At 33.7% G+C, this 20931-nt stretch carries 14 protein-coding genes; 3 read left to right on the forward strand and 11 right to left on the reverse strand.

What is annotated here, in order from left to right:
- Positions 1–55: 55 nt before the first annotated feature.
- A complete protein-coding gene (locus ACHRV0_RS21210; RefSeq protein ID WP_395442417.1) occupies positions 56–1390 on the reverse strand; it encodes a PQQ-binding-like beta-propeller repeat protein in 1335 nt (444 codons plus the stop codon).
- Between the two features lie 130 nt (positions 1391–1520).
- Between ACHRV0_RS21210 and kdsB the strand changes: the two genes are divergently transcribed.
- Positions 1521–2255, forward strand: a complete 735-nt coding sequence (gene kdsB, locus ACHRV0_RS21215) for a 3-deoxy-manno-octulosonate cytidylyltransferase (RefSeq protein WP_395442418.1) — start codon at positions 1521–1523, stop codon at positions 2253–2255.
- A 350-nt stretch (positions 2256–2605) separates the two neighbouring features.
- Here the strand turns inward: kdsB and ACHRV0_RS21220 are convergent, their stop codons facing one another.
- The 9 genes from ACHRV0_RS21220 to ACHRV0_RS21260 form a co-directional block, all read right to left on the reverse strand.
- A complete protein-coding gene (locus tag ACHRV0_RS21220) occupies positions 2606–5017 on the reverse strand; it encodes a thiamine pyrophosphate-dependent enzyme (protein ID WP_129025680.1) in 2412 nt (803 codons plus the stop codon).
- A gap of 187 nt (positions 5018–5204) precedes the next feature.
- Positions 5205–7955, reverse strand: a complete 2751-nt coding sequence (locus tag ACHRV0_RS21225) for an aminopeptidase (protein ID WP_395442419.1) — start codon at positions 7953–7955, stop codon at positions 5205–5207.
- A gap of 216 nt (positions 7956–8171) precedes the next feature.
- On the reverse strand, positions 8172–8900 hold the full coding sequence (locus tag ACHRV0_RS21230) for a TIGR00730 family Rossman fold protein (protein ID WP_068845660.1): 729 nt from the start codon (positions 8898–8900) through the stop codon (positions 8172–8174).
- A gap of 57 nt (positions 8901–8957) precedes the next feature.
- Positions 8958–9104 carry a hypothetical protein gene (locus ACHRV0_RS21235; RefSeq protein WP_395442420.1) on the reverse strand — a complete coding sequence of 49 codons (147 nt, stop codon included), beginning with the start codon at positions 9102–9104 and terminating at the stop codon, positions 8958–8960.
- A 289-nt stretch (positions 9105–9393) separates the two neighbouring features.
- Complete coding sequence (gene uvrA, locus ACHRV0_RS21240; protein WP_395442422.1) at positions 9394–12225, reverse strand: excinuclease ABC subunit UvrA; 2832 nt, start codon at positions 12223–12225, stop codon at positions 9394–9396.
- A gap of 101 nt (positions 12226–12326) precedes the next feature.
- On the reverse strand, positions 12327–13280 hold the full coding sequence (locus ACHRV0_RS21245; protein WP_395442423.1) for a Fic family protein: 954 nt from the start codon (positions 13278–13280) through the stop codon (positions 12327–12329).
- 63 nt (positions 13281–13343) lie between these two features.
- Positions 13344–15128, reverse strand: coding sequence for a chloride channel protein (locus tag ACHRV0_RS21250; protein WP_395442424.1), 1785 nt, complete (start codon positions 15126–15128; stop codon positions 13344–13346).
- An 86-nt stretch (positions 15129–15214) separates the two neighbouring features.
- On the reverse strand, positions 15215–16894 hold the full coding sequence (gene ggt, locus ACHRV0_RS21255; protein WP_395442425.1) for a gamma-glutamyltransferase: 1680 nt from the start codon (positions 16892–16894) through the stop codon (positions 15215–15217).
- Between the two features lie 35 nt (positions 16895–16929).
- Positions 16930–17514 (reverse strand): ACP phosphodiesterase, encoded by a 585-nt coding sequence (locus tag ACHRV0_RS21260; RefSeq protein WP_129025669.1) that lies wholly within the window; start codon positions 17512–17514, stop codon positions 16930–16932.
- 289 nt (positions 17515–17803) lie between these two features.
- Between ACHRV0_RS21260 and glmM the strand changes: the two genes are divergently transcribed.
- A complete protein-coding gene (gene glmM, locus ACHRV0_RS21265; RefSeq protein ID WP_089056123.1) occupies positions 17804–19192 on the forward strand; it encodes a phosphoglucosamine mutase in 1389 nt (462 codons plus the stop codon).
- Positions 19193–19276: 84 nt separating this feature from the next.
- On the opposite strand, the gene ACHRV0_RS21270 is transcribed toward glmM, so the two are convergent.
- The gene (locus ACHRV0_RS21270) at positions 19277–20152 is read right to left on the reverse strand and encodes a lysophospholipid acyltransferase family protein (protein WP_395442426.1); all 876 of its coding nucleotides are present in this window, start codon (positions 20150–20152) and stop codon (positions 19277–19279) included.
- A 112-nt stretch (positions 20153–20264) separates the two neighbouring features.
- Between ACHRV0_RS21270 and ACHRV0_RS21275 the strand changes: the two genes are divergently transcribed.
- The gene (locus tag ACHRV0_RS21275; protein WP_395442427.1) at positions 20265–20903 is read left to right on the forward strand and encodes a rhomboid family intramembrane serine protease; all 639 of its coding nucleotides are present in this window, start codon (positions 20265–20267) and stop codon (positions 20901–20903) included.
- Positions 20904–20931 lie beyond the last annotated feature (28 nt).

Genomic DNA, 20931 nt, shown 5'->3' on the forward strand with positions numbered 1-20931 from the left:
AATCTTTGCGCCCTTTGCGGTAAAATGCGTTTCGCAGATCAGGTTACAAAGTAGTCTATTTTTCTAAATTATACGCATATAAATATCCATCTGCACTTCCAAAATAAATAGTGTTATTATTTACAAAAGGAGAAGAAAGGATTGAACCTAATTTGTAAAATTGATCCATTACTTTTTTGTTGTTATCGTAGTAAGACAGATCTTCGTTTTGACCTGCATATCCAAAATCTAAAAGATCATTTTTTAAAATAGAGTTTGCATATTGTTTGCGATTATCAGTGCTTATAGTATTTGATTTTTTTCCGTCAGAAAGTAAATCCAGCGAGAAGAAATTTCCAGTGAAATCACCAAAATAAATTGTGTTTCCTGCTATTGCAGGTGAGTTATAAACATAGCCATTTGTTTTGAATCGGTATTTTTCGGCGCCGGTTTTTGCGTCAAGAGCCAATAAAACATAAGTGTCAGAAGTTCCTACATAAATAGTTCCATTTGTAATGACAGCAGTGCTTAGAATCCAGGAATTTTCAGCATCATATTTCCAGATTAGTTTTCCTGTTTCAGCATCAAGTGAGAAAAAGTGTGGATCTCGCGCTCCAAAATATACTTTTCCATCAGAAACTGCCACAGACGATTGTATTCCTTTAAAACCTATTTTGGTAGAAGTAGCAAAATGCCATATTTCTTTTCCGTTTTCTGCATTAAGTGCGTATAAAATAGCATCCCAGCCACCAATAAAAACTTTGTTTTTATCTATAACAGGAGTTCCATGAACAGGACCATTAGTTTTGAACTTCCAGTTTACATTTCCGGTTTTTGTATCAAGCGAATAGATGTTTCCGTCGCTGCTTCCAAAGATAACTTGAGCTGTTTTTTTGTTTTGATATACGACTGGCGATGATAAATAAAAACTCCATAAATCCTCCATGTATTGTGTTTCAGGTTTCATTCCTCCGCCGCCTTTTTCTCCCATCCAGTGTTCTCCACCAGTTTTAAATTTCCAAATTTGTTTTCCTGTTTTGGTATTTACTGCATAATAATTGCCGTCAAAACTTCCAAAGAAAACTGTGTCTTCGAAAATGCTTGGTGAACTGTGAATCGCGCCATCTGTTTTGAATTTCCATTTTAGATTTCCAGATTTTTCTTCAATTGCATATAAAAAACCATCTTCGCTGCCAATATAAACAATGCCGCTTTTGGTAATGGGTGAGGAGAAGATTTTACCTTCGGTTTTAAATTTCCATTTTAAAGTTGTCAGCGGCTGATAACCATCGCCGTCAAAAATGTGATTTGCAAATGCATTTAATGGAACAGCATTATTTTTTTGGCTTAAAGCCGAATTAATAAAAGTTAAATTCAATAAAAACAGAACCAGAATCGACGATTTTCTCATACTTTTTTTTCTGATAAATATACTTTATTTTTTAAAACATTGGCAGTCAGTTTTGTAACGATCTACAGTAATTATGTTTTTTATCTTAGGTTTGAATAGTTACATTTGTTTTACTTAAAAAAGATTTACAATGAAAATAATAGCGGTAATTCCGGCACGATATGCTTCGACACGTTTTCCTGCAAAGCTTATGCAGGATTTAGGAGGTAAAACAGTAATTCTAAGAACATATGAAGCTGCGGTTTCGACAAAACTATTTGATGATGTTTTTGTGGTAACCGATTCTGATTTGATATTTAATGAAATCGTTTCTCATGGCGGAAAAGCAATTATGAGCATCAAAGAACATGAGTCTGGAAGTGACCGAATTGCTGAAGCTATAGCCAATCTTGATGTCGATATAGTTGTAAATGTACAAGGTGATGAACCTTTTACAGAAGCGGCGCCCTTAGAGCAGGTTTTGTCTGTATTTAAAAATGATGCCGATAAGAAAATTGATTTAGCTTCGTTAATGCGTGAAATTACAGATGAAGATGAAATCAATAACCCAAATAATGTAAAAGTGGTGGTCGATCAATCACAGTTTGCATTGTATTTTTCTAGATCAGTAATTCCATATCCAAGAGATAAAGATGCTGGAGTTCGTTATTTTCAGCATATCGGAATTTACGCGTTTAGAAAACAAGCGTTATTAGACTTTTACAGTCTTCCTATGAAATCTTTAGAAGCTTCTGAGAAGTTGGAACAATTACGTTATTTAGAATTCGGAAAACGCATAAAAATGGTCGAAACAACACACGTTGGAATTGGAATTGATACAGCAGAAGATTTAGAAAGAGCCAGAGCGATGCTACGTGATATTTAATTACCCGTAGTTTGAACACTGATTGAGCACTGATTGAACGGATTCGCTTTCGCGAAAGCGCGGATTAAAAACGGATTTCTAATTTAATATGCGCGTTTTTTGTCATTTCGACGAAGGAGAAATCTTCGTAAGAAACTCCATGCAGTTAATCTCCAATCTTTGTTGAGCTGCTTGTGAAGATTTCTCCTTCGTCGAAATGACATACTCGGCGGTTACTTTGAATAAAGAATATCTTTGTCGAATTTCAAGTGTGATTTCTCCCTTCGGTCGAAATGACAAACTTTATGTATAAAATAAAAAAGCTCCAAAATATTTGGAGCTTTTTCTATATCTAAAACATTCTAAAATCCTTAATACAAACTAGGATATTTAGAAGGGTTAACTTCGTTCATCATGCTGTATACTTTCTCAAAAATATCTTCGGCTGAAGGTTTAGAGAAATAATCGCCATCAGTTCCGTAAGCAGGTCTGTGTGCTTTTGCCGCAAGTGTTTGTGGTTTGCTGTCAAGATAATTGTAAGCGTCTTGCTCTTCTAAAATTTGTTGCAGGATAAAAGCTGAAGCTCCGCCTGGAACATCTTCGTCGATTATTAATAGACGATTTGTTTTAGCGATACTTTTTACAATGTCTTTATTGATATCAAACGGAAGTAAAGATTGAATATCAATTACTTCACAGTCAATTCCTAAGTCTAATAATTCTGTTGCAACTTGTTGTACCAATCTTAAAGTTGATCCGTAAGAAACTAAAGTAATATCAGAACCTTCTTTTAAGGTTTCAACAACACCAATTGGAGTTTTGAATTCACCAAAGTTCAAAGGTGTTTTTTCTTTTAAACGGTAACCGTTAAGACATTCAATTACTAAAGCCGGTTCATCACACTCTAAAAGAGTATTGTAGAATCCTGCCGCTTGCGTCATATCTCTTGGAACTAAAACGTGAATACCACGAATCGCATTAATAATCATTCCCATAGGAGAACCAGAATGCCAGATACCTTCTAAACGGTGCCCACGTGTTCTGATAATTAACGGCGCTTTTTGTTTTCCAACAGTTCTATATTGTAAGGTAGCCAAATCGTCACTCATGATTTGTATCGCATACAATAGGTAATCTAAATATTGAATTTCTGCAATTGGACGTAAACCTCTTAAAGCCATACCAATTCCTTGTCCAAGTATAGTTGCTTCACGAATCCCGACATCGGCAACACGAAGTTCTCCGTATTTTTCCTGCATCCCTTCAAGACCTTGGTTAACATCACCGATGTTTCCAACATCTTCACCAAAAATCAAAGTTTCTGGATATTTAGAGAATAATGCGTCGAAATTATCACGCAGAATCATTCGGCCGTCTGAATCTGGTTTAGCATTTTCTCCATATTCAGGTAACACTTTTTGTACTGAGAATACATTTTGCTCAGATTCAGAATGTAAATTACTGCTGAATTTTTCTTGAGTAACTGCTATATAATTAGTAATCCAGTTTGATAAAAGCATTTTGCTGTTTGGTACTTCAACAAAGCGAAGAATTTTTCTAGCAAAAACTAAAATTTCCTTTTTTAAAGGTGCTTTTATTGCACTTAATTCTGAAATGTATTTTTTAATTCTGTCTTTATGGTTGATGCTTGCTTCTGCAATTTGTTCCAATAAAGCCAAAAGATTTTTTTGATCTTCAATAATTGGATTGATGAAAGAGTTCCAAGCTTCTTTTTTAGCTTCTAGAACTTCTTTTTTCAATTCAAAATCAATCTCTGCTAGTTCTTCTGGAGATGCAATATTGATAGCAATCATCCATAAACGCATCTGACGAATACAATCGAAATCTCTTTCCCAAGCTAATCGTTCACCATTTTTATAACGTTCGTGAGAACCTGATGTAGAGTGCCCTTGAGGTTGTGTTAATTCGTTAACGTGAATTAAAACTGGAATATGTTCTTCACGAGCAATAGCGCCGGCTCTTTCGTATGTAGAAACTAATTCAGCATAATCCCAGCCTTTTACTCTAAAAATTTCATATCCTTTAGAATCTTCATCACGTTGATATCCTTTTAAGATTTCAGAGATGTTTTCTTTTGTAGTTTGATGTCTGGCGTGAACAGAAATACCATATTCATCATCCCAAACACTCATTACCATAGGAACTTGTAATACTCCTGCAGCATTTATGGTTTCAAAAAACAAACCTTCAGATGTACTTGCATTTCCAATAGTTCCCCAAGCTACTTCATTTCCGTTTACCGAGAAGTTATCTTTGATGGTGATACCGTCAACATTTCTGTAAATTTTTGAAGCCTGAGCTAATCCCAATAATCTTGGCATCTGTCCAGCTGTAGGTGATATATCTGAGCTTGAATTTTTTTGTTTAGTCAGGTTTTTCCAAGATCCGTCTTCATTTAAACTGTGCGTAACAAAGTGTCCGCCCATTTGTCTTCCCGCAGACATTGGATCAAAATTTAAATCAGTGTGACCATATAAACCAGCAAAAAACTGTTGTGGAGTTAATTCTCCAATGGCCATCATAAAAGTTTGATCGCGGTAATAACCAGAACGGAAATCTCCATTTTTAAAAGCTTTTGCCATTGCTAGCTGCGGCACTTCTTTTCCGTCACCAAAAATTCCAAATTTAGCTTTTCCTGTTAAAACTTCCTTACGACCTAAAAGGCTACATTCACGACTTGTAACTGCAATTCTGTAGTCGTTCAATACTTCAGTTTTGAAATCTTCAAACGTTAAAGTAGTATTGCTTTTTTCTTTTATCATAATCTTGTGGGTCATGTTGAGACTGCGAAATTACTTAAAAACAATTAATAATCATAATTCTTTAAAATAAATATAATTTAATTATTTGTATTTAAATTCAAAAAACTACGTATTTTATTTATGTTATTTTTATTATTTTCGTTATTTTAATGATAATTATTTATGTTTTTGTTTAAAATTAATTCAATTAAAACCATTTTCGGGTGAAAAGATTAACTAATGTTTTTGGCGAGAAGGTAATTATGAATCGAATTTTTTCATTGTATTTATTTTGGGTGATTTCCCATCCATTATTAGAATAAACTGGAAAATATAATTCAAAATAGTCTGGAACTAAATTTAACCGAATACCGCTGTCATAAGCAAAATATTCACTTTGATGTTTGTTTTTTATCAAACCTATATCACCATAAACTTCAATCCAATTCCAGATTGCATAGCTGGCATTTAGAGTTGTCATCCATTGGTTAGCATATGCTGGTGCAAGTTTAGACTTAAAACCTCCTTCGGCCATAACATATTGCTGACTAAAAAATCCTGTAGTTTCTGATCTTCCGAAAAAGTTATAGTCAAAAAGGTAATCTGTAGGTCTGTCTAAACCAAAACTAAAATAATCTGAATTTGTTGTGTTGTAAAGGAAAGTTCCCGCGTATAATCTTAAATTTAATTTATGATTGTTTTCAAATAAACGTCTGTATTCTACTTCTCCGGAAAGTTTTCCAAAATCTCCTGAAAACTGAATGTCATTCATATAACTAAAATGATTAATCAGTTCTGTTTTTGTATTAGAATATCTAGCATTGAAAATAGAGTAGTTTGGTTTAGAATTGTCTGTAATGTAAGTACTTGCTTCTCGATTTACAATTACTTGTCTAAACATAAAAAGCTGTTTTCTATTATCTCTAAAATTTTCTTCACGAATTCTAAATTGAACCATTGGGTTCAAACGCAAATAAGTAGCGTCTGGAGCGTAATGATAATAGTTTTGACTAATAGAATAACGAATATTATACAAGGTGCTGTGACGATAATTTTCGCTCCAAACAAAAGCCGATGATCCTGAGAGAGTTCCGGCTTTAATCGAATAGGCAGGAGTAATATCAAATGTAAACGGTTTGTCCAGAATGGTTTTATTATGAAAACGCATTCCGGGCGTAAAACCATCGTATAAGTTGTATGACAGCGTAGGGATATATAAGATCTGATTGTAATACGGATCTTCTAGATCTTTTGCAAAATTAAATTTTATCGGACGATTGGTAATGGCAAGCGTTTTTAACGACTTCCAGTTGTTTCTCTGGTTAAACTCAGGAACTTCATTCTCGTAGTTTATGACAATTTTGTCCGCATTTTTACGATCAAAATAATAGATTGAATCATTTTTTTGAGGTTCAATCCATTGTTTAAAAACAACTTCATTTTTTTTAAGTCCAAAAATAGGAATTGGAGCATAAATACCCGTTCTGTTTTTAACCGAAAAAGCAATGCTGTCTGCTGTTCTAGAAACGCTCGAAAATTTGTAATCAATAATATCACGAGAATCAATAATTGTTTTAAAAAACCAATCGATTTTTTTTGGACTTTTATTAATTAATATTTTTTCAAAATCATATCGGTTAGTTTGTTCTTGTTTATTCAGATTGTAAAATTCTTGCACACTTTCTGGTACAATATTATGGTTTAAATAATCATCTAAATAACTTAAACTCAAACCGGCTCTGTATTTACTTGCAATTTGTTCGTTAAACTTTATTAAAGTGTTTTTAGGATCTCCAAGAGGTTGATCCAAGTTTTTGCGAGCCATCAGCATATAATAATAGCTGTATTGCTCATTAAAAGTTAAATTGGTGATGTTATAGCTGTTAAACAGTTTCATTTTAGAAAGCTTGCCCAGCATTTTTTGATCCAAATGATTCTCTTCCATGTATTTTATCATGGCGTAAATCTGGATTCCGTCAAAAATCCAGTTGTCTTTTCTAGGGTCAAGACGAAGACTGTTTTTTAGATAATTGTTGAGGTAGGTTTTGAAAAAAGTAATTTCGAACATAAACTCATCTGTAAACGGACTTATAAAGGAAGGGAGCTGATTGAGTCCGTAAAACGGATTTCGATTGTAATCAGCCTGCGAAACAGTGATTTTTTCATGTGGATATTTCCCGATAAACTCGTTAGCAAAAGCGGTAACTCTATTAATGACAATTGCTTTTTGAGTTTCACTGATCTTTTTATTGCTTAGATCCGAAAGAACTTCCAAAGAACCATTGCTGTAGCTTTTGAAATTATTTTGTTTTTCGATTATTAAATTGAAATCGATTCTATTATTTCCAGAATACGAATACGTGCTGAACAAAGGATTTGAAACATCTTTTGAAATCGAATTTAAATCGGTAGTAATGGAATAATTGGCTGGTACTTTTATTTCAACCTGATAATCTGTAACGGCATTTGCAATGTCATCGAGGTTGAAATTATTGTATTTTGTAAAACGGTGATTTTCAAATCGGGCAGGGCTTAGGAACCAGTTTTTTAAGTTCATTCCGCCATTTTGATCAAAACCGTAATGTGTAAATTTGTCGCTCGGAATTTTAGCAATATAGGTAATATGAAGATCAATTTGTTCTCCCGGACGCAGCTTGCGGTTTAATCTGACCACAATAAAATCGGGATTTTTGGCAGTTCGTTCCCATTCAAGCGCCATAAAATCAGTATCAGTCAGGTTTAAAATTGTTGTATTTCCCCTTTCTGTTGTTTTAGCCACATGAAAACCTCTGTAAAATTCATCCGAAAAACGTTTGGCTAGCGGAGTGTTTTTGTCTGAAAATGCATTGTTCCAGTCATTCAAAACTATCGAAACTAAAGTATCGTTAGAAGTATTTCGATACGTAATATCCTGCTTGATATTTAGTGTTTTAAGTTCAAGATTTACCGCAACTTCCATCTTAGATTGATGTTGGCCGTATTGTTTTACTGAACTGAATAAAACAAAAATAAGGATTATAATTTTAGATAATGATTTCAAGAATTTGGCGTAAAATTTTGGACTGTATCTTTAATGTACGTGTGTTCTGTTATTTTGGTTTTATGTAAAAATAGCATAAAAAAAGCTGTTTTAAAAAACAGCTTCTCTTTTTTATAATAATATAGAATTCAAACATTAGAAGTTTGGACTCAAATCGTATTTCTTGTAGAATTTATCTAAAACGTCAACAACTTCATCTTCAGTGTCTACGATTTTAAATAAGTTCAAATCTTCAGGGCTTACTGTGTGCATTTTTTCGACCAAAACAGTTTTTACCCATTCGATCAAACCAGACCAAAATTCAACTCCAACTAGAATAATTGGGAATTTTCCAATTTTTTTAGTCTGAATTAAAGTAATCGCTTCAAACATTTCATCCAAAGTTCCAAAACCTCCCGGCATAACCACAAAACCTTGTGAATATTTTACGAACATAACTTTTCTCACAAAGAAATAATCGAAATTCAGGTTTTTGTCGTGGTCGATATAGGGGTTAAAATGCTGCTCAAAAGGCAATTCGATGTTTAAACCAACTGAAGTTCCACCGCCTAAATGTGCACCTTTGTTTCCAGCTTCCATAATTCCAGGCCCACCGCCGGTAATTACGCCATATCCGGCTTTACTAATTTTATAAGCAATTTTCTCAGCCAATAAATAATATTTATCGTCTGGTTTTGTTCTCGCAGAACCAAAAATAGATACACACGGACCAATACGTCCCATGCTTTCGTAACCGTTTACAAATTCGGCCATGATTTTAAAAATCGCCCAGCTGTCATTTGTTCTAATTTCATTCCACGTTTTTTGTTTCAAACGGTCTTGAATTACTTTGTCCTCGTCATTATCAAAATCTTCTAATCTCATTTTAGGTATTTTAATTTATTATTCTATTTGTTTTTTTGCACGGTCAAAGGAAGGAGCTCATTCCTGCTGTCCGTTACATTCCCGATAAACAAAAACTACGGCTAAAAAGCCTTGTTTTTCTAAATCGGAAGATGCCGCTCCCGTCAGGGCTAGGACAGTTGGTTTCAAATAAACAGTTGGTTTAATTGAAATATCTTTCTTCAAATACTTGAAATTTTGAAAAAAAGCGGTTACTAAATTAACTCTTTTTTTTAGAATTGTTACAAAAAGTGAAGTTTATAATCTAAAGGTAATGTTTCGGTAATAATGAAATTTGAGTTTTTGTTTCATTATCAGTTTATTACCTATAAAATAAATTTTATAAGCTCTAGGGGAGCGTAATATTTATGACTAATTTATGTAGTTATTTAAAGCTCCATCGGAGCTGTATTGTAGCTTAACCACAATCTTGTCATTTCGAGGAACGAGAAATGACAAGATTATGAAAATCACTTTATTCCAATTCTTTTTTCAAAAACTTAGCCGTATAACTTTTTTTATTTTTAGCCACTTCTTCAGGAGTTCCTTTGGCTACTAATTGTCCACCGCCTTTTCCTCCTTCGGGACCAATATCAATAATGTAATCTGCAAGTTTAATAACGTCCATGTTATGTTCGATAACTAAAATCGTATTTCCTTTATCAACCAGTTTGTTTATAACATCCATCAAAACACGAATATCTTCAAAGTGTAAACCGGTTGTAGGTTCATCTAGAATATAAAATGTATTTCCTGTATCTTTTTTAGACAGTTCTCCAGCTAATTTAATACGTTGTGCTTCACCGCCTGAAAGCGTTGTGCTTTGCTGCCCGAGTGTGATATATCCTAAACCAACATCTTGAATTGTTTTTACTTTTCTGTAAATCTTCGGAATGTTTTCAAAGAACGGAACGGCTTCATCAACTGTCATATCCAAAACATCTGAAATAGATTTTCCTTTATATCTAATTTCCAGCGTTTCTCTATTAAAACGTTTACCTTGACAAGTTTCGCATTCTACATAAACATCTGGTAAAAAGTTCATTTCGATAGTTCTTACACCAGAACCTTCACAGGTTTCACAGCGTCCGCCTTTTACATTAAAACTGAAACGTCCCGCTTTATAACCGCGAATCATACTTTCAGAAGTCATAGTAAATAAGTTTCTAATTTCTGTAAAAACCTCAGTGTAAGTGGCTGGATTTGAACGCGGCGTTCTTCCAATCGGACTTTGGTCAATATCGATAACTTTATCAATATGTTCTAAACCTTCTATTTTTTTATAAGGCTGTGGTTTTTTTACGCCATTAAAATAATAAGCGTTCAAAATTGGATAAAGGGTTTCATTGATTAAAGTCGATTTTCCGCTTCCTGAAACTCCTGTAACACAAGTTAATTGACCTAAAGGTATTTCTATTGAAACATTTTTTAGGTTATTTCCTGTTGCTCCAGTCAGTTTTAAAAACTTTCCGTTTCCTTCACGACGCTTTTTCGGAATTTCCAACTTCATTTTACCGTTCAAATATTGAGCTGTAATAGTGTTAGAAGCCAAAGTTTCTTTCGGAGTTCCAATACTAATGATTTCACCGCCGTATTTTCCTGCCTTTGGGCCAATGTCAATAACATAATCAGCAGTTTCGATCATGTCTTTGTCATGTTCTACTACAATAACTGAGTTTCCAATATCGCGTAATTGTTCTAGGGATTTGATTAATTTTTCATTGTCTCTTTGGTGCAAACCAATACTTGGCTCGTCCAGAATATATAAAACACCAACCAATTGTGAACCAATTTGTGTTGCCAATCGTATACGTTGTGCTTCACCGCCTGAAAGTGATTTTGAACTTCGGCTTAAAGCCAAATAATTTAAACCAACATTCATCAAGAAGTTTAAACGATCTTTGATTTCTTTGACAACTTCAGAAGCTATTAAAAGTTGTTTTTCAGATAAATGGCTGTTTAGGTCTTGGAACCAAGCCGTTAAATCAGAAATATCCATATTACATAATTCTGTAATATTTTTTTCATTGACTCTAAAAAACTGTGCTTCTTTTTTTAAACGGGAGCCTTCGCAAACTGGACAATTTATTTCGTCCATAAAATCTTTTGCCCAACGTTTTATGCTGGTCGTTGCGCTTTCGTCATATTGATTTTTGATGAAGTTTGAAATTCCTTCAAAATCAATTTTATAATCTCGTGTAACACCTAGGTCTTTTGAGTTTATAGTAAATTTATCTTTTCCGCCATAAAGAATCATTGTCATGGCTTCTTCAGGAATTTTTTCGATTGGATCGGTGATTTTAAATCCAAATTTTTCTCCAATAGTCTCTAACTGCTTAAAGATCCATGAAGATTTATATTCGCCAAGCGGAGCAAAACCACCGCTTTTAATTGATAATTTCGGATTTGGAACTATCTTTTTAACGTTGATTTCATGAACAGTTCCTAATCCATTACAATGTGGACAAGCACCTTTTGGTGAGTTAAATGAAAATAAATTCGGTTCTGGATTTTGATACGAAATTCCAGTTGAAGGACACATTAAATTCCTGCTAAAATAACGAACTTCGTTAGAGTCCTGATCTAAAATCATCAATACGTTTTCGCCATGATGCATGGCAGTATTAATACTTTCAGCTAATCGTTTCTGATTGTCTTCCGTATTTTCGATGACCATTCTGTCTACAACTATTTCAATATCGTGCGTTTTGTAACGATCTAATTTCATTCCAGAAACTAAATCTTGTACTTCGCCATTGACACGAACTTTCAAGAATCCTTGTTTAGTAATTTGCTGGAATAATTCGGCATAATGTCCTTTTCTGGCTCTAATAATTGGTGCGAGAATATTAATTCGTTTTCCATTAAAGTCTTGAATGATTAAGTCTTTAATTTGCTCATCAGAATAAGAAACCATTTTCTCGCCAGTGTTATAACTATATGCGTCAGCACCACGAGCATAAAGAAGTCGAAGAAAATCGTATATCTCAGTAATCGTTCCAACGGTTGAACGAGGACTTTTACTGGTTGTTTTTTGTTCAATTGCGATAACTGGCGAAAGTCCGTCAATTTTATCTACATCAGGACGTTCTAATCCGCCAAGAAATTGACGGGCGTAAGCCGAAAAAGTTTCGACATAACGACGCTGTCCTTCGGCATAAATGGTGTCAAATGCCAAAGAAGATTTTCCCGAACCAGAAAGACCTGTTATAACAACAAGTTTTTCACGCGGAATAGAAATATCGATATTTTTTAGATTATGAACTCTTGCACCAAGAACTTCAATAGTGTTGTCTTTATCTAGCATAATTTTGAGCAAAACGCAAAGTTACCACTTTGATTTGTTCTTTTTGTACTAGACTGCAAAACTTTATGTTACAATTAGTAACAAAAAAACGCCAGTATAAACTAGCGTTTTCGTTTTCGGGTTGCCATATATTCTTCGATAGCTTCTTTGGTTGTGTACCAATTGCGGCCTTCTTTATAAGCGTCTATTTTTCCTGTTCGAGCAAGTAAACTTACGTATTCCTGACCGTATGGAGTTTCGGGTTCGCTTACTATATTTACGATTGGCTGGTAATCATAACTGCTTCCCGGCATTGCATTTAAGTAAATATTTAAAGTGCGTTCTAATGCCTGACACATCAAAAGTGTTAGTTTTTGATAATTGCCATTATTGGCTTGATTTAGCGCTTCGTAATATTTTTTCCTGTCATTTTTAAGTATAATAGCAGGGGGAAAACCGCAGCGCATCAATAATAAATTCATACTTAATCGAACAGTACGGCCATTTCCATCAAAAAAAGGATGAATCCAAACTAATTTATGATGATAAATTGTTGCCAGTTCAATGTCGTTTAAACCTAATGGATTTGCGTTGATAAAATCGATCAATTCATCTAAATAATCCGAAACTTTGTTGGCGTTTGGAGGCATAAAATTAGCTCCTGAAATTCGAACGCCGCCATTGCGGATACGACCTGCAAAATCATCTTCGATTGAGCGCAAAACTAAACCATGAATGGAAAGAATATCAATACTTCGAAGTTTGTAATTATCGTCGACAATCGAGTATAAATAATCAATTGCTTTGTCATGATTGTGGGTTTCAAAATGTTCTCGAAGTGATTTTCCTTTTATAGTAATTCCTTCTTGAATTACCATTTGGGTTTCTCGCAAACTCATTGTGTTTCCTTCGATACTGTTTGAATTATAGGTCCATTCTAAAGATAAGCTTTCGCGAATTTTATGCAAAGCAATGTTAGGCAGTGGTCTGCTGGTTTGCAGTTCTTGCCTTTTTTGGTACAATCGATCAAATGTTGATTGAAATTCTGTTCTGTATGTTAGGTCTATATTCCACATTATGCGACAAATATACTTCTTAATATCGGATATGTAAAATTTTTAACGTATCCGATATTAAGGTTATTCTATTGTCATGGATTTTAATTTTGTTCTATAGGCTTCAAGTGCTATAGATTTGGAAATAAAGCCAAAGTATTTGTCATTTCGTAAAACGGGTAAAAATGCTGATTTAGATTTTTCGAATTTGCTCATTACAATTTCCATACTGTCATATGATGAAATTGTTGCGGCTGGTGTTTTCATCACATCTTTAATCAAAGTGTATTTTACACGATATGCATTAAATATAATTTCGCGAATGTCATTAAAATGTACAACTCCTACGAGTTCTTTCTCATTATTTACAACTGCAAAAACGACTTGATTTGAATGTGAAATTAGATCAACTAATTTGCTTAAATGGTCTTCAGGATGCACTGTTAAATAATCACATTGTATAATAGAATCAATGTCTAAAGTCGAAAGAATGTTAGAATCTTTATTGCTGGTAAAGGCATGTCCTTTTTTTGCTAAATTTTTTACGTCAAGCGAATATTTTTCAAAACGTTTAGAAATAGCAAAACTAATAGAGGAAACAATCATAAGCGGAATCATCAGGCCGTAACCTCCAGTTATCTCGGCAATCAAGAAAATTGCAGTTAATGGTGCATGAAATAAACCGCTCAAAATACCAGCCATTCCAACCATTGTAAAGTTGCTGATTGGTAAATGTGATAAACCGATTAAACTTATAAATTTTGAAAAGAAATATCCTAAATAAGAACCTAAGAATAATGAAGGTGCGAAGTTTCCTCCATTACCGCCGCTTCCAATTGTAAGTCCAGAAGCAAATACTTTTACCATCATGGTGCAGCCCACAAACAAAAGAAAAATCCATTGATTGTTTCTAAAACTCTCGAACAAAGTATTGTCTAACAGTTTTCCCGGATCAGTTTCAGATAATGTTTTGATGCTTTCATAACCTTCACCAAATAGTGTTGGGAAAATAAAGATTAAAAGTGCTAAAATTGAGGAACCAATTAACGCTTTTTTATATGGTCCAATTTTTAGTTCGGCAAAATAATGCTCTATTTTTTGAAAATTTCGAGAATAATAAACAGCCATAAAACCGGTTAATAATCCTAAAATGATATAAAAGGGAATGTTATGAAAATCGAATGTTTCTTGCTTTTTAAAAGATAATAATATGCTCTCATCTAATACAATTGCAGAAACTAAAGCTCCAGTAGCCGCCGAAATCATAATAGGTGTAAAGGCAGAAATACTTACATCTACCAATAAAACCTCAATAGCAAAAAGAACTCCTGCAATTGGGGCATTAAACGCTGCTGCAATTCCTGCGGCAACACCACAGCCAATTAGTAAAGTTCGGTCTTTATAAGCTAATTTATAATTCTGAGCATAATTTGAACCAAAAGCGGCACCAGTTACAACAATAGGGCTTTCTAAACCTGCAGAACCTCCTAAACCAACTGTTAACGAGCTTGTAATAATTTGGGCATACATTTGTTTTTTCGGAATAATACTTGCTTTTTTGGCAACCGCGTATAAAATTTGTGATGTTCCCTTTTGGATAGTTCCATTTAGAACTTTGTTAATTACAAAAACGGTAAGCAAAATACCAATTATAGGCAGGATACTATTGATGAAACTCAGTTTTAAAGTTCCGTTGATGTATGTTGCAAACGAAAAAACACTGTGAGCAAATGTCTTTAAAACAATTACAGCAAATGCACATGAAATACCTACCAAAACACTTGATAAAAAAATGAACTGCTTTGGTGTCATAACAGATTGCGACAAAGCAATTATACTTTCTAGTCTTCGAAAAAGTCTTTTTATCATTATTTTTTTTAAAATTTCAGGTGAGGTGCAAATTTAGTTTTAAACATTCAAATTTGCGTAATCTTTCTGCTTAAATCTTTTTCAGACTAAAAACCAGCGGCTTTATCATCTCCTCTAAAATCGGCGCCTCCTTCAAGTTTTTTATTTGGTAAAACCAAAATAGCATCAACCTTGCCAATTACAGGAGTTGTTTTTTCATTAATTAGATAACCTTTTGCAGTTAAACTTTCGAATGTTTTTGTACTGAAAGTGTGAGGCTCAAAAGTAATAATATCTGGAAGCCATTGATGATGAAAACGAGGTGCATTTACTGCTTCCTGCATACCCAAACCAAATTCGTAAACATTTAAAATAGTTTGCAGTACAGAAGTTATAATAGTAGAACCCCCGGGTGTGCCTACAACCATAAATAATTTCCCGTTTTTTTCAACAATGGTCGGAGTCATTGAACTCAGCATTCGTTTTTGCGGTGCAATACTGTTGGCATCATTTCCAACTAATCCAAACATATTTGGAGATCCAGGTTTTGCACTAAAATCATCCATTTCATTATTTAAGAAAAAGCCTAATTCGTCGCAATAGTATTTTGATCCAAAGCCATCGTTTATAGTTGTGGTTGCAGCAACAGCATTTCCAAATTGATCTACAATAGAGTAATGTGTTGTTTCGGTGCTTTCGCTGTATTTAATTTCGCCTTCTCTTATTTCTGATGATAAACTAGCTTTGTCAAAACTAAAAGTAGACATACGTTCTTTTAAATACGAATCAGCTAAAAGTTCCTTAACAGGTATTTTTACAAAATCAGGATCTCCTAAAAATTGACTTCTATCAGCATAAGCTCTTCTTTCGGCTTCTACAATAACCTGAATGGCCTGCTCTGAATTGTGTCCCATTTTTGAAAGATCATAAGGAGCGATCATTTTCATAATTTGAGCCAGACAAATTCCGCCGCTGCTTGGCGGTGACATTGAAGTAATTTTTAATTCCTTGTAATTAAATTGCAATGGTTTTCTCCATTTCGCTTCATAACTTGCTAAATCTTTAAGCGTGATAATACCGCCGTTTTTTTGAATATAATCTACTAATATCTGAGCCGTTTTTCCTTTATAGAATTCATCTTTTCCATTTTTTAGAATTCGTTTTAAAGTATTAGCAAGTGCAGGATATTTGATGGTGTCTTTTTCTTTAAATTCTTTCGCCATAAGCGTATTTGGACCATTTGCTTTTACAATGGCATCATGATAATTTTCAAGCTGTTTTTGTTGTTTTTGAGTTACTACAACACCTCTTTCGGCTAAAGCAATTACTGGCTTTAAAATTTCAGACATAGGCAGAGAACCAAGTTTTTTATGTACAGCAAATACTCCAGCTATAGTTCCAGGTACACCAATTGCCAATGCAGTTTCGGTACTTTTGCCTTTTATAACATTTCCATCTTTGTCTAGAAACATATCTTTTGTTGCAGCCAGAGGTGCTTTTTCGCGATAATCCAAGCTTCCAACTTCACCATTTGCTTTGCGGTAAACCATAAAACCACCACCGCCAATATTTCCTGCATATGGGTATGCAACTGCCAATGCAAGTTCTGTTGCTGCCATAGCATCAAAAGCATTTCCTCCCTTTTTCATAATTGCAGCGCCTATTTTAGAAGCTTCTTCTCGAGCAGAAACTACCATAGCTTTAGATACAACTAATCCAGCTTGTTTTGAAGTTTGGGCAAAACTGCAAATGGAAATAAAATATAATATAAAAGTGATTTTTTTCATGACTAAATAAGAGTTTTTATAAGATCAATTCGATTTTATAATGAAAGTAATTTTTGTTTAGATTGAACTTGTACATCTTTAAAGAAAAGATCAAATTCATGTTCAAATTCTGGATAGAATTCTTTAAGCTCCTGGCTGGCAAATTGCATTTTGGACTGATTTTTTGATCTTCGATCCATTTGTGTTAAAATATGCTGAATACCATCTATAGTTTGATAACTCCAAAGCCAATTTTCTCGAATCATTGTTGGCATTAAGTTCTGTGTTTTTTCTGTAAGAATTGGATAATTTTCATGTAATGACTTGTAAAAGCGATTAATGAAATGATCGAGTTTTTCATCTGAATATTTTTCCCAGTTTTTAGCTAAAAAATGATCGTACATAATATCAACAATTACCCCTGAATAATGATGGTATTTTTCATGAAGTCGCTTAGTACTTTGTCTGAAGGTATCGTGCGAATCCGTATAAGTGTCGATAAATCTATGCAGAAGAATTCCTTTTTGTACATCTTCAGGAAAATGTTGAAATTGTTTCCCACGAATGCCATCGGCCATAAAATTGCCAATTTTGATTAAGTCATTTTCGCCAGAAAGATATATGTGGGCTAGGAAGTTCATTTTTGTGAGGTGCTAAGGTTCTAAGGCGCTTAGTTTCTAAGTTCGCTCTTGTAAAAGTATAAAAACTTTTTTAAATGATTTTGTTATAAAATTGTCCATCATTTTATGATAAGGTTATATCGCTTTAGAAATCTTGGCTTCTTAAGTGCCTGCGACATTAGTTACTTCTATTAAATGGAGATGTTATTTTACTAAAATTTTATAGTATTTAAAAAATCTTAGCACCTTGGCAACTTAGAAGCTTAGTAACTTTTCTATATTTGTAATAAAATAACCATAACGCAGAAAAATGACTTTAATAAAATCAATTTCAGGAATACGAGGAACAATTGGAGGAAAAGTAGGAGATAACCTGACTCCTGTTGATGCAGTAAAATTTGCATCGGCATACGGTACTTTTCTAAAAAACAATACTTCAAAAGAAAAATTAACCGTTGTAATTGGTCGCGATGCCAGAATTTCTGGACCAATGATTCATAATCTTGTTGTAAATACTTTAATAGGTTTAGGAATTAATGTAATCGATCTTGGTCTTTCGACTACACCAACTGTTGAAGTGGCTGTACCACTTGAAAAGGCAGACGGCGGAATTATTTTAACGGCTTCTCATAATCCAAAGCAATGGAATGCTTTAAAATTGTTGAATGAAAAAGGCGAGTTTTTAAGCGGAGCAGAAGGAGCTAAGATCCTTGAAATTGCTGAGGCTGAAGCTTTCGATTTTTCGGATGTTGATAATTTAGGCGAGATTACACCAAATGATGCTTATATGGATATTCATATCGACGAGGTTTTAAATTTACCTCTGGTTGATGTTGAAGCGGTAAAAGCGGCAAAATTTAAAGTAGTTGTTGACGGAGTAAATTCATCAGGAGGAATTATTATTCCAAAATTATTAGAATTAATGGGAGTGGAAGTAGTAAAATTATACTGCGAACCAAACGGACATTTTCCTCATAATCCTGAGCCTTTAAAAGAACATTTGACTGATATTTCAGAATTGGTGGTAAAAGAAAAAGCGCATTTAGGAGTTGTTGTAGATCCTGATGTTGATCGTTTAGCTTTTATCAGCGAAGACGGAGAAATGTTTGGTGAAGAATATACTTTGGTAGCTTGTGCTGATTATGTTTTGAGTAAAACACCTGGAAATACAGTTTCAAATATGTCATCATCTCGTGCTTTACGCGATGTGACAAAAGCACATAACGGAAACTATGAAGCAAGTGCTGTAGGTGAAGTGAATGTGGTTGAATTAATGAAAAAAAATAACGCAATTATTGGCGGTGAAGGTAATGGCGGAATTATTTATCCTGAATTGCATTACGGAAGAGATAGTTTGGTAGGAGTTGCTTTGTTCTTAACTCATTTAGCAAACAAAAAAATATCTGTTTCGGCATTGAGAGCTTCTTATCCGGAATATTATATGAGTAAAAACAAAATCGAATTAACACCGCAGATTGATGTTGATGCGATTTTGACTGCTATGACTGAGAAATATAAAAATGAAGATATTTCTACAATCGACGGTGTAAAGATTGATTTTGCAACTGAGTGGGTACATTTAAGAAAATCGAATACAGAACCAATTATCCGAATTTATACTGAAGCGCCTTCACAAAAAGAAGCTGATGTTTTAGCTCTTCGAATTATTGATGAAATAAAAGAAATTGCTGGAATTTAATTTCGGAGTATAAATAAAAACACCTCTTTCATTTAATTTAGAAAGAGGTGTTTTTTTATGCTTTAATTTGAGATGTATTTAGAATTATTTCTCAATTCTGTGTTTCCATCTTTTATGCGTCCATAAATAATATTCTGGAGCTTCATATATTTGTTTTTCAACTTCTTTTAAGTACTTTTCGGTAATTTCGAAGTTTTCGTAGTCGTTTGGATTGTCTGCCAATGACACGAAAGTAGCTTCATAATAGCCTCTTGCTATTTTATTTACTTTTACAAAAATTACGCTTAAATCATATTTTTTAGCCAGCATTTCGGCGCCGGTATGTACAGGAACTTCAATTCCCATAAATTTCATCGAATGAAAAATTCGGTCTAATTTTGGCGATTGATCACTTGCTAAACCGTACATGCTTAAAATTCCGTCACGTTGATTTTGCGCCATCGTTGGAATCGCTTTTTTGGTTTCAACTAATTCTGTATCGTATTTAGAACGTATTTTTCGCACCAATTTATCAAAATAAGGATTGGCTACTTTTTTATAAACAGCAACTCCTTGAAAAGCAATTTTACGATTTATAGTCAAAAGCCATTCGTAGCTCGCATAATGAGAAGCTACTAGAATAACGCTTTTACCTTTTTCAGCATATTCTTGTACCAAATCAAGATTAGTTACCGTGAATCTTTTTTCCATTTCCTCAGGAGAAATACTCATCGTTTTAATCATCTCGAGGAACATATCACACATATGCTGATAGAATTTTTTCTCGATTTTTTTTCGCTCTTCATCGCTCAAATGAGGTAAAGTAAGCGCTAAATTTGCTTTAACCACTTTTCGTCTGTAACCTACGACATAGTATATCAAAAAGTAGATACAATCTGAAAGTAAATAAAATAAGCGAAAAGGAAGTATAGAGATAAGCCAAAGTAAAGGATAGGCCAGTATATAAACGATAAATTGCATGTAATATTTTTTTACAAATATAATTTAAAAATGAATAACCACCGATATTTTGGTTTGTGACGGAGTTATCTATGAGAATGACTATATTTACATTTCATATTAAATATTGTTTATGAATACCATTTTGATTGGAATTATTGTGGCGAATGTACTAATTAGCTATAAAGGATTTAATGATCTTTCTTTTTTTAGAAAATACGAATTTCATGTTGGAAGTATAAGAGCAGGAGAGCAGATACGAATGCTGTCATCTGGTTTTTTGCACGTCGATATGATGCATTTAATTTTTAATATGCTTACACTTTGGTTTTTTGCGCCGGTTGTTTTGCAATGGCTTGGAACCTTTTCTTTTGTTTTAGTTTATTTTGGCAGTTTGATTTTTGGCAGTCTGCTTACGATGTTATTTCATAAAAACGATTATAATTATCGAGCAGTAGGAGCTTCGGGTGCCGTTACAGGAGTTTTATATTCAGCAATTTTATTGCAGCCAGACATGATGCTCGGAATATTTTTTGTCATACCAATGCCGGCGTATCTTTTTGGAATTTTGTATTTATTGTATTCGATTTATGGAATGCGCGCTAAAAATGACAATATTGGGCACACGGCACACTTTGGCGGTGCTATGGGCGGTTATTTGATTACATTGATAAAAGTACCTTCATTAATTGTAGATCATAGTTTGATGGTTATTTTATTAGCAATTCCTATTTTGATCCTTTTTGGTATGGCAAAAATGGGCAAGTTATAAGGACTGGCACAACTTTTGAAAGATCAAT

The sequence above is a fragment of the Flavobacterium sp. FlaQc-30 genome, from assembly GCF_044005885.1.
GTDB lineage: Bacteria > Bacteroidota > Bacteroidia > Flavobacteriales > Flavobacteriaceae > Flavobacterium.

Coding starts and splice junctions, on each gene's coding strand:
- glmM (WP_089056123.1), top strand. CDS start 17,804: ATGACTTTAATAAAATCAATTTCAGGAATACGAGGAACAATTGGAGGA.
- ACHRV0_RS21230 (WP_068845660.1), bottom strand. CDS start 8,900: ATGAGATTAGAAGATTTTGATAATGACGAGGACAAAGTAATTCAAGAC.
- ACHRV0_RS21275 (WP_395442427.1), top strand. CDS start 20,265: ATGAATACCATTTTGATTGGAATTATTGTGGCGAATGTACTAATTAGC.
- ACHRV0_RS21270 (WP_395442426.1), bottom strand. CDS start 20,152: ATGCAATTTATCGTTTATATACTGGCCTATCCTTTACTTTGGCTTATC.
- ACHRV0_RS21225 (WP_395442419.1), bottom strand. CDS start 7,955: ATGGAAGTTGCGGTAAATCTTGAACTTAAAACACTAAATATCAAGCAG.
- ACHRV0_RS21220 (WP_129025680.1), bottom strand. CDS start 5,017: ATGATAAAAGAAAAAAGCAATACTACTTTAACGTTTGAAGATTTCAAA.
- ggt (WP_395442425.1), bottom strand. CDS start 16,894: ATGAAAAAAATCACTTTTATATTATATTTTATTTCCATTTGCAGTTTT.
- ACHRV0_RS21260 (WP_129025669.1), bottom strand. CDS start 17,514: ATGAACTTCCTAGCCCACATATATCTTTCTGGCGAAAATGACTTAATC.
- ACHRV0_RS21250 (WP_395442424.1), bottom strand. CDS start 15,128: ATGATAAAAAGACTTTTTCGAAGACTAGAAAGTATAATTGCTTTGTCG.
- kdsB (WP_395442418.1), top strand. CDS start 1,521: ATGAAAATAATAGCGGTAATTCCGGCACGATATGCTTCGACACGTTTT.
- uvrA (WP_395442422.1), bottom strand. CDS start 12,225: ATGCTAGATAAAGACAACACTATTGAAGTTCTTGGTGCAAGAGTTCAT.
- ACHRV0_RS21210 (WP_395442417.1), bottom strand. CDS start 1,390: ATGAGAAAATCGTCGATTCTGGTTCTGTTTTTATTGAATTTAACTTTT.
- ACHRV0_RS21245 (WP_395442423.1), bottom strand. CDS start 13,280: ATGTGGAATATAGACCTAACATACAGAACAGAATTTCAATCAACATTT.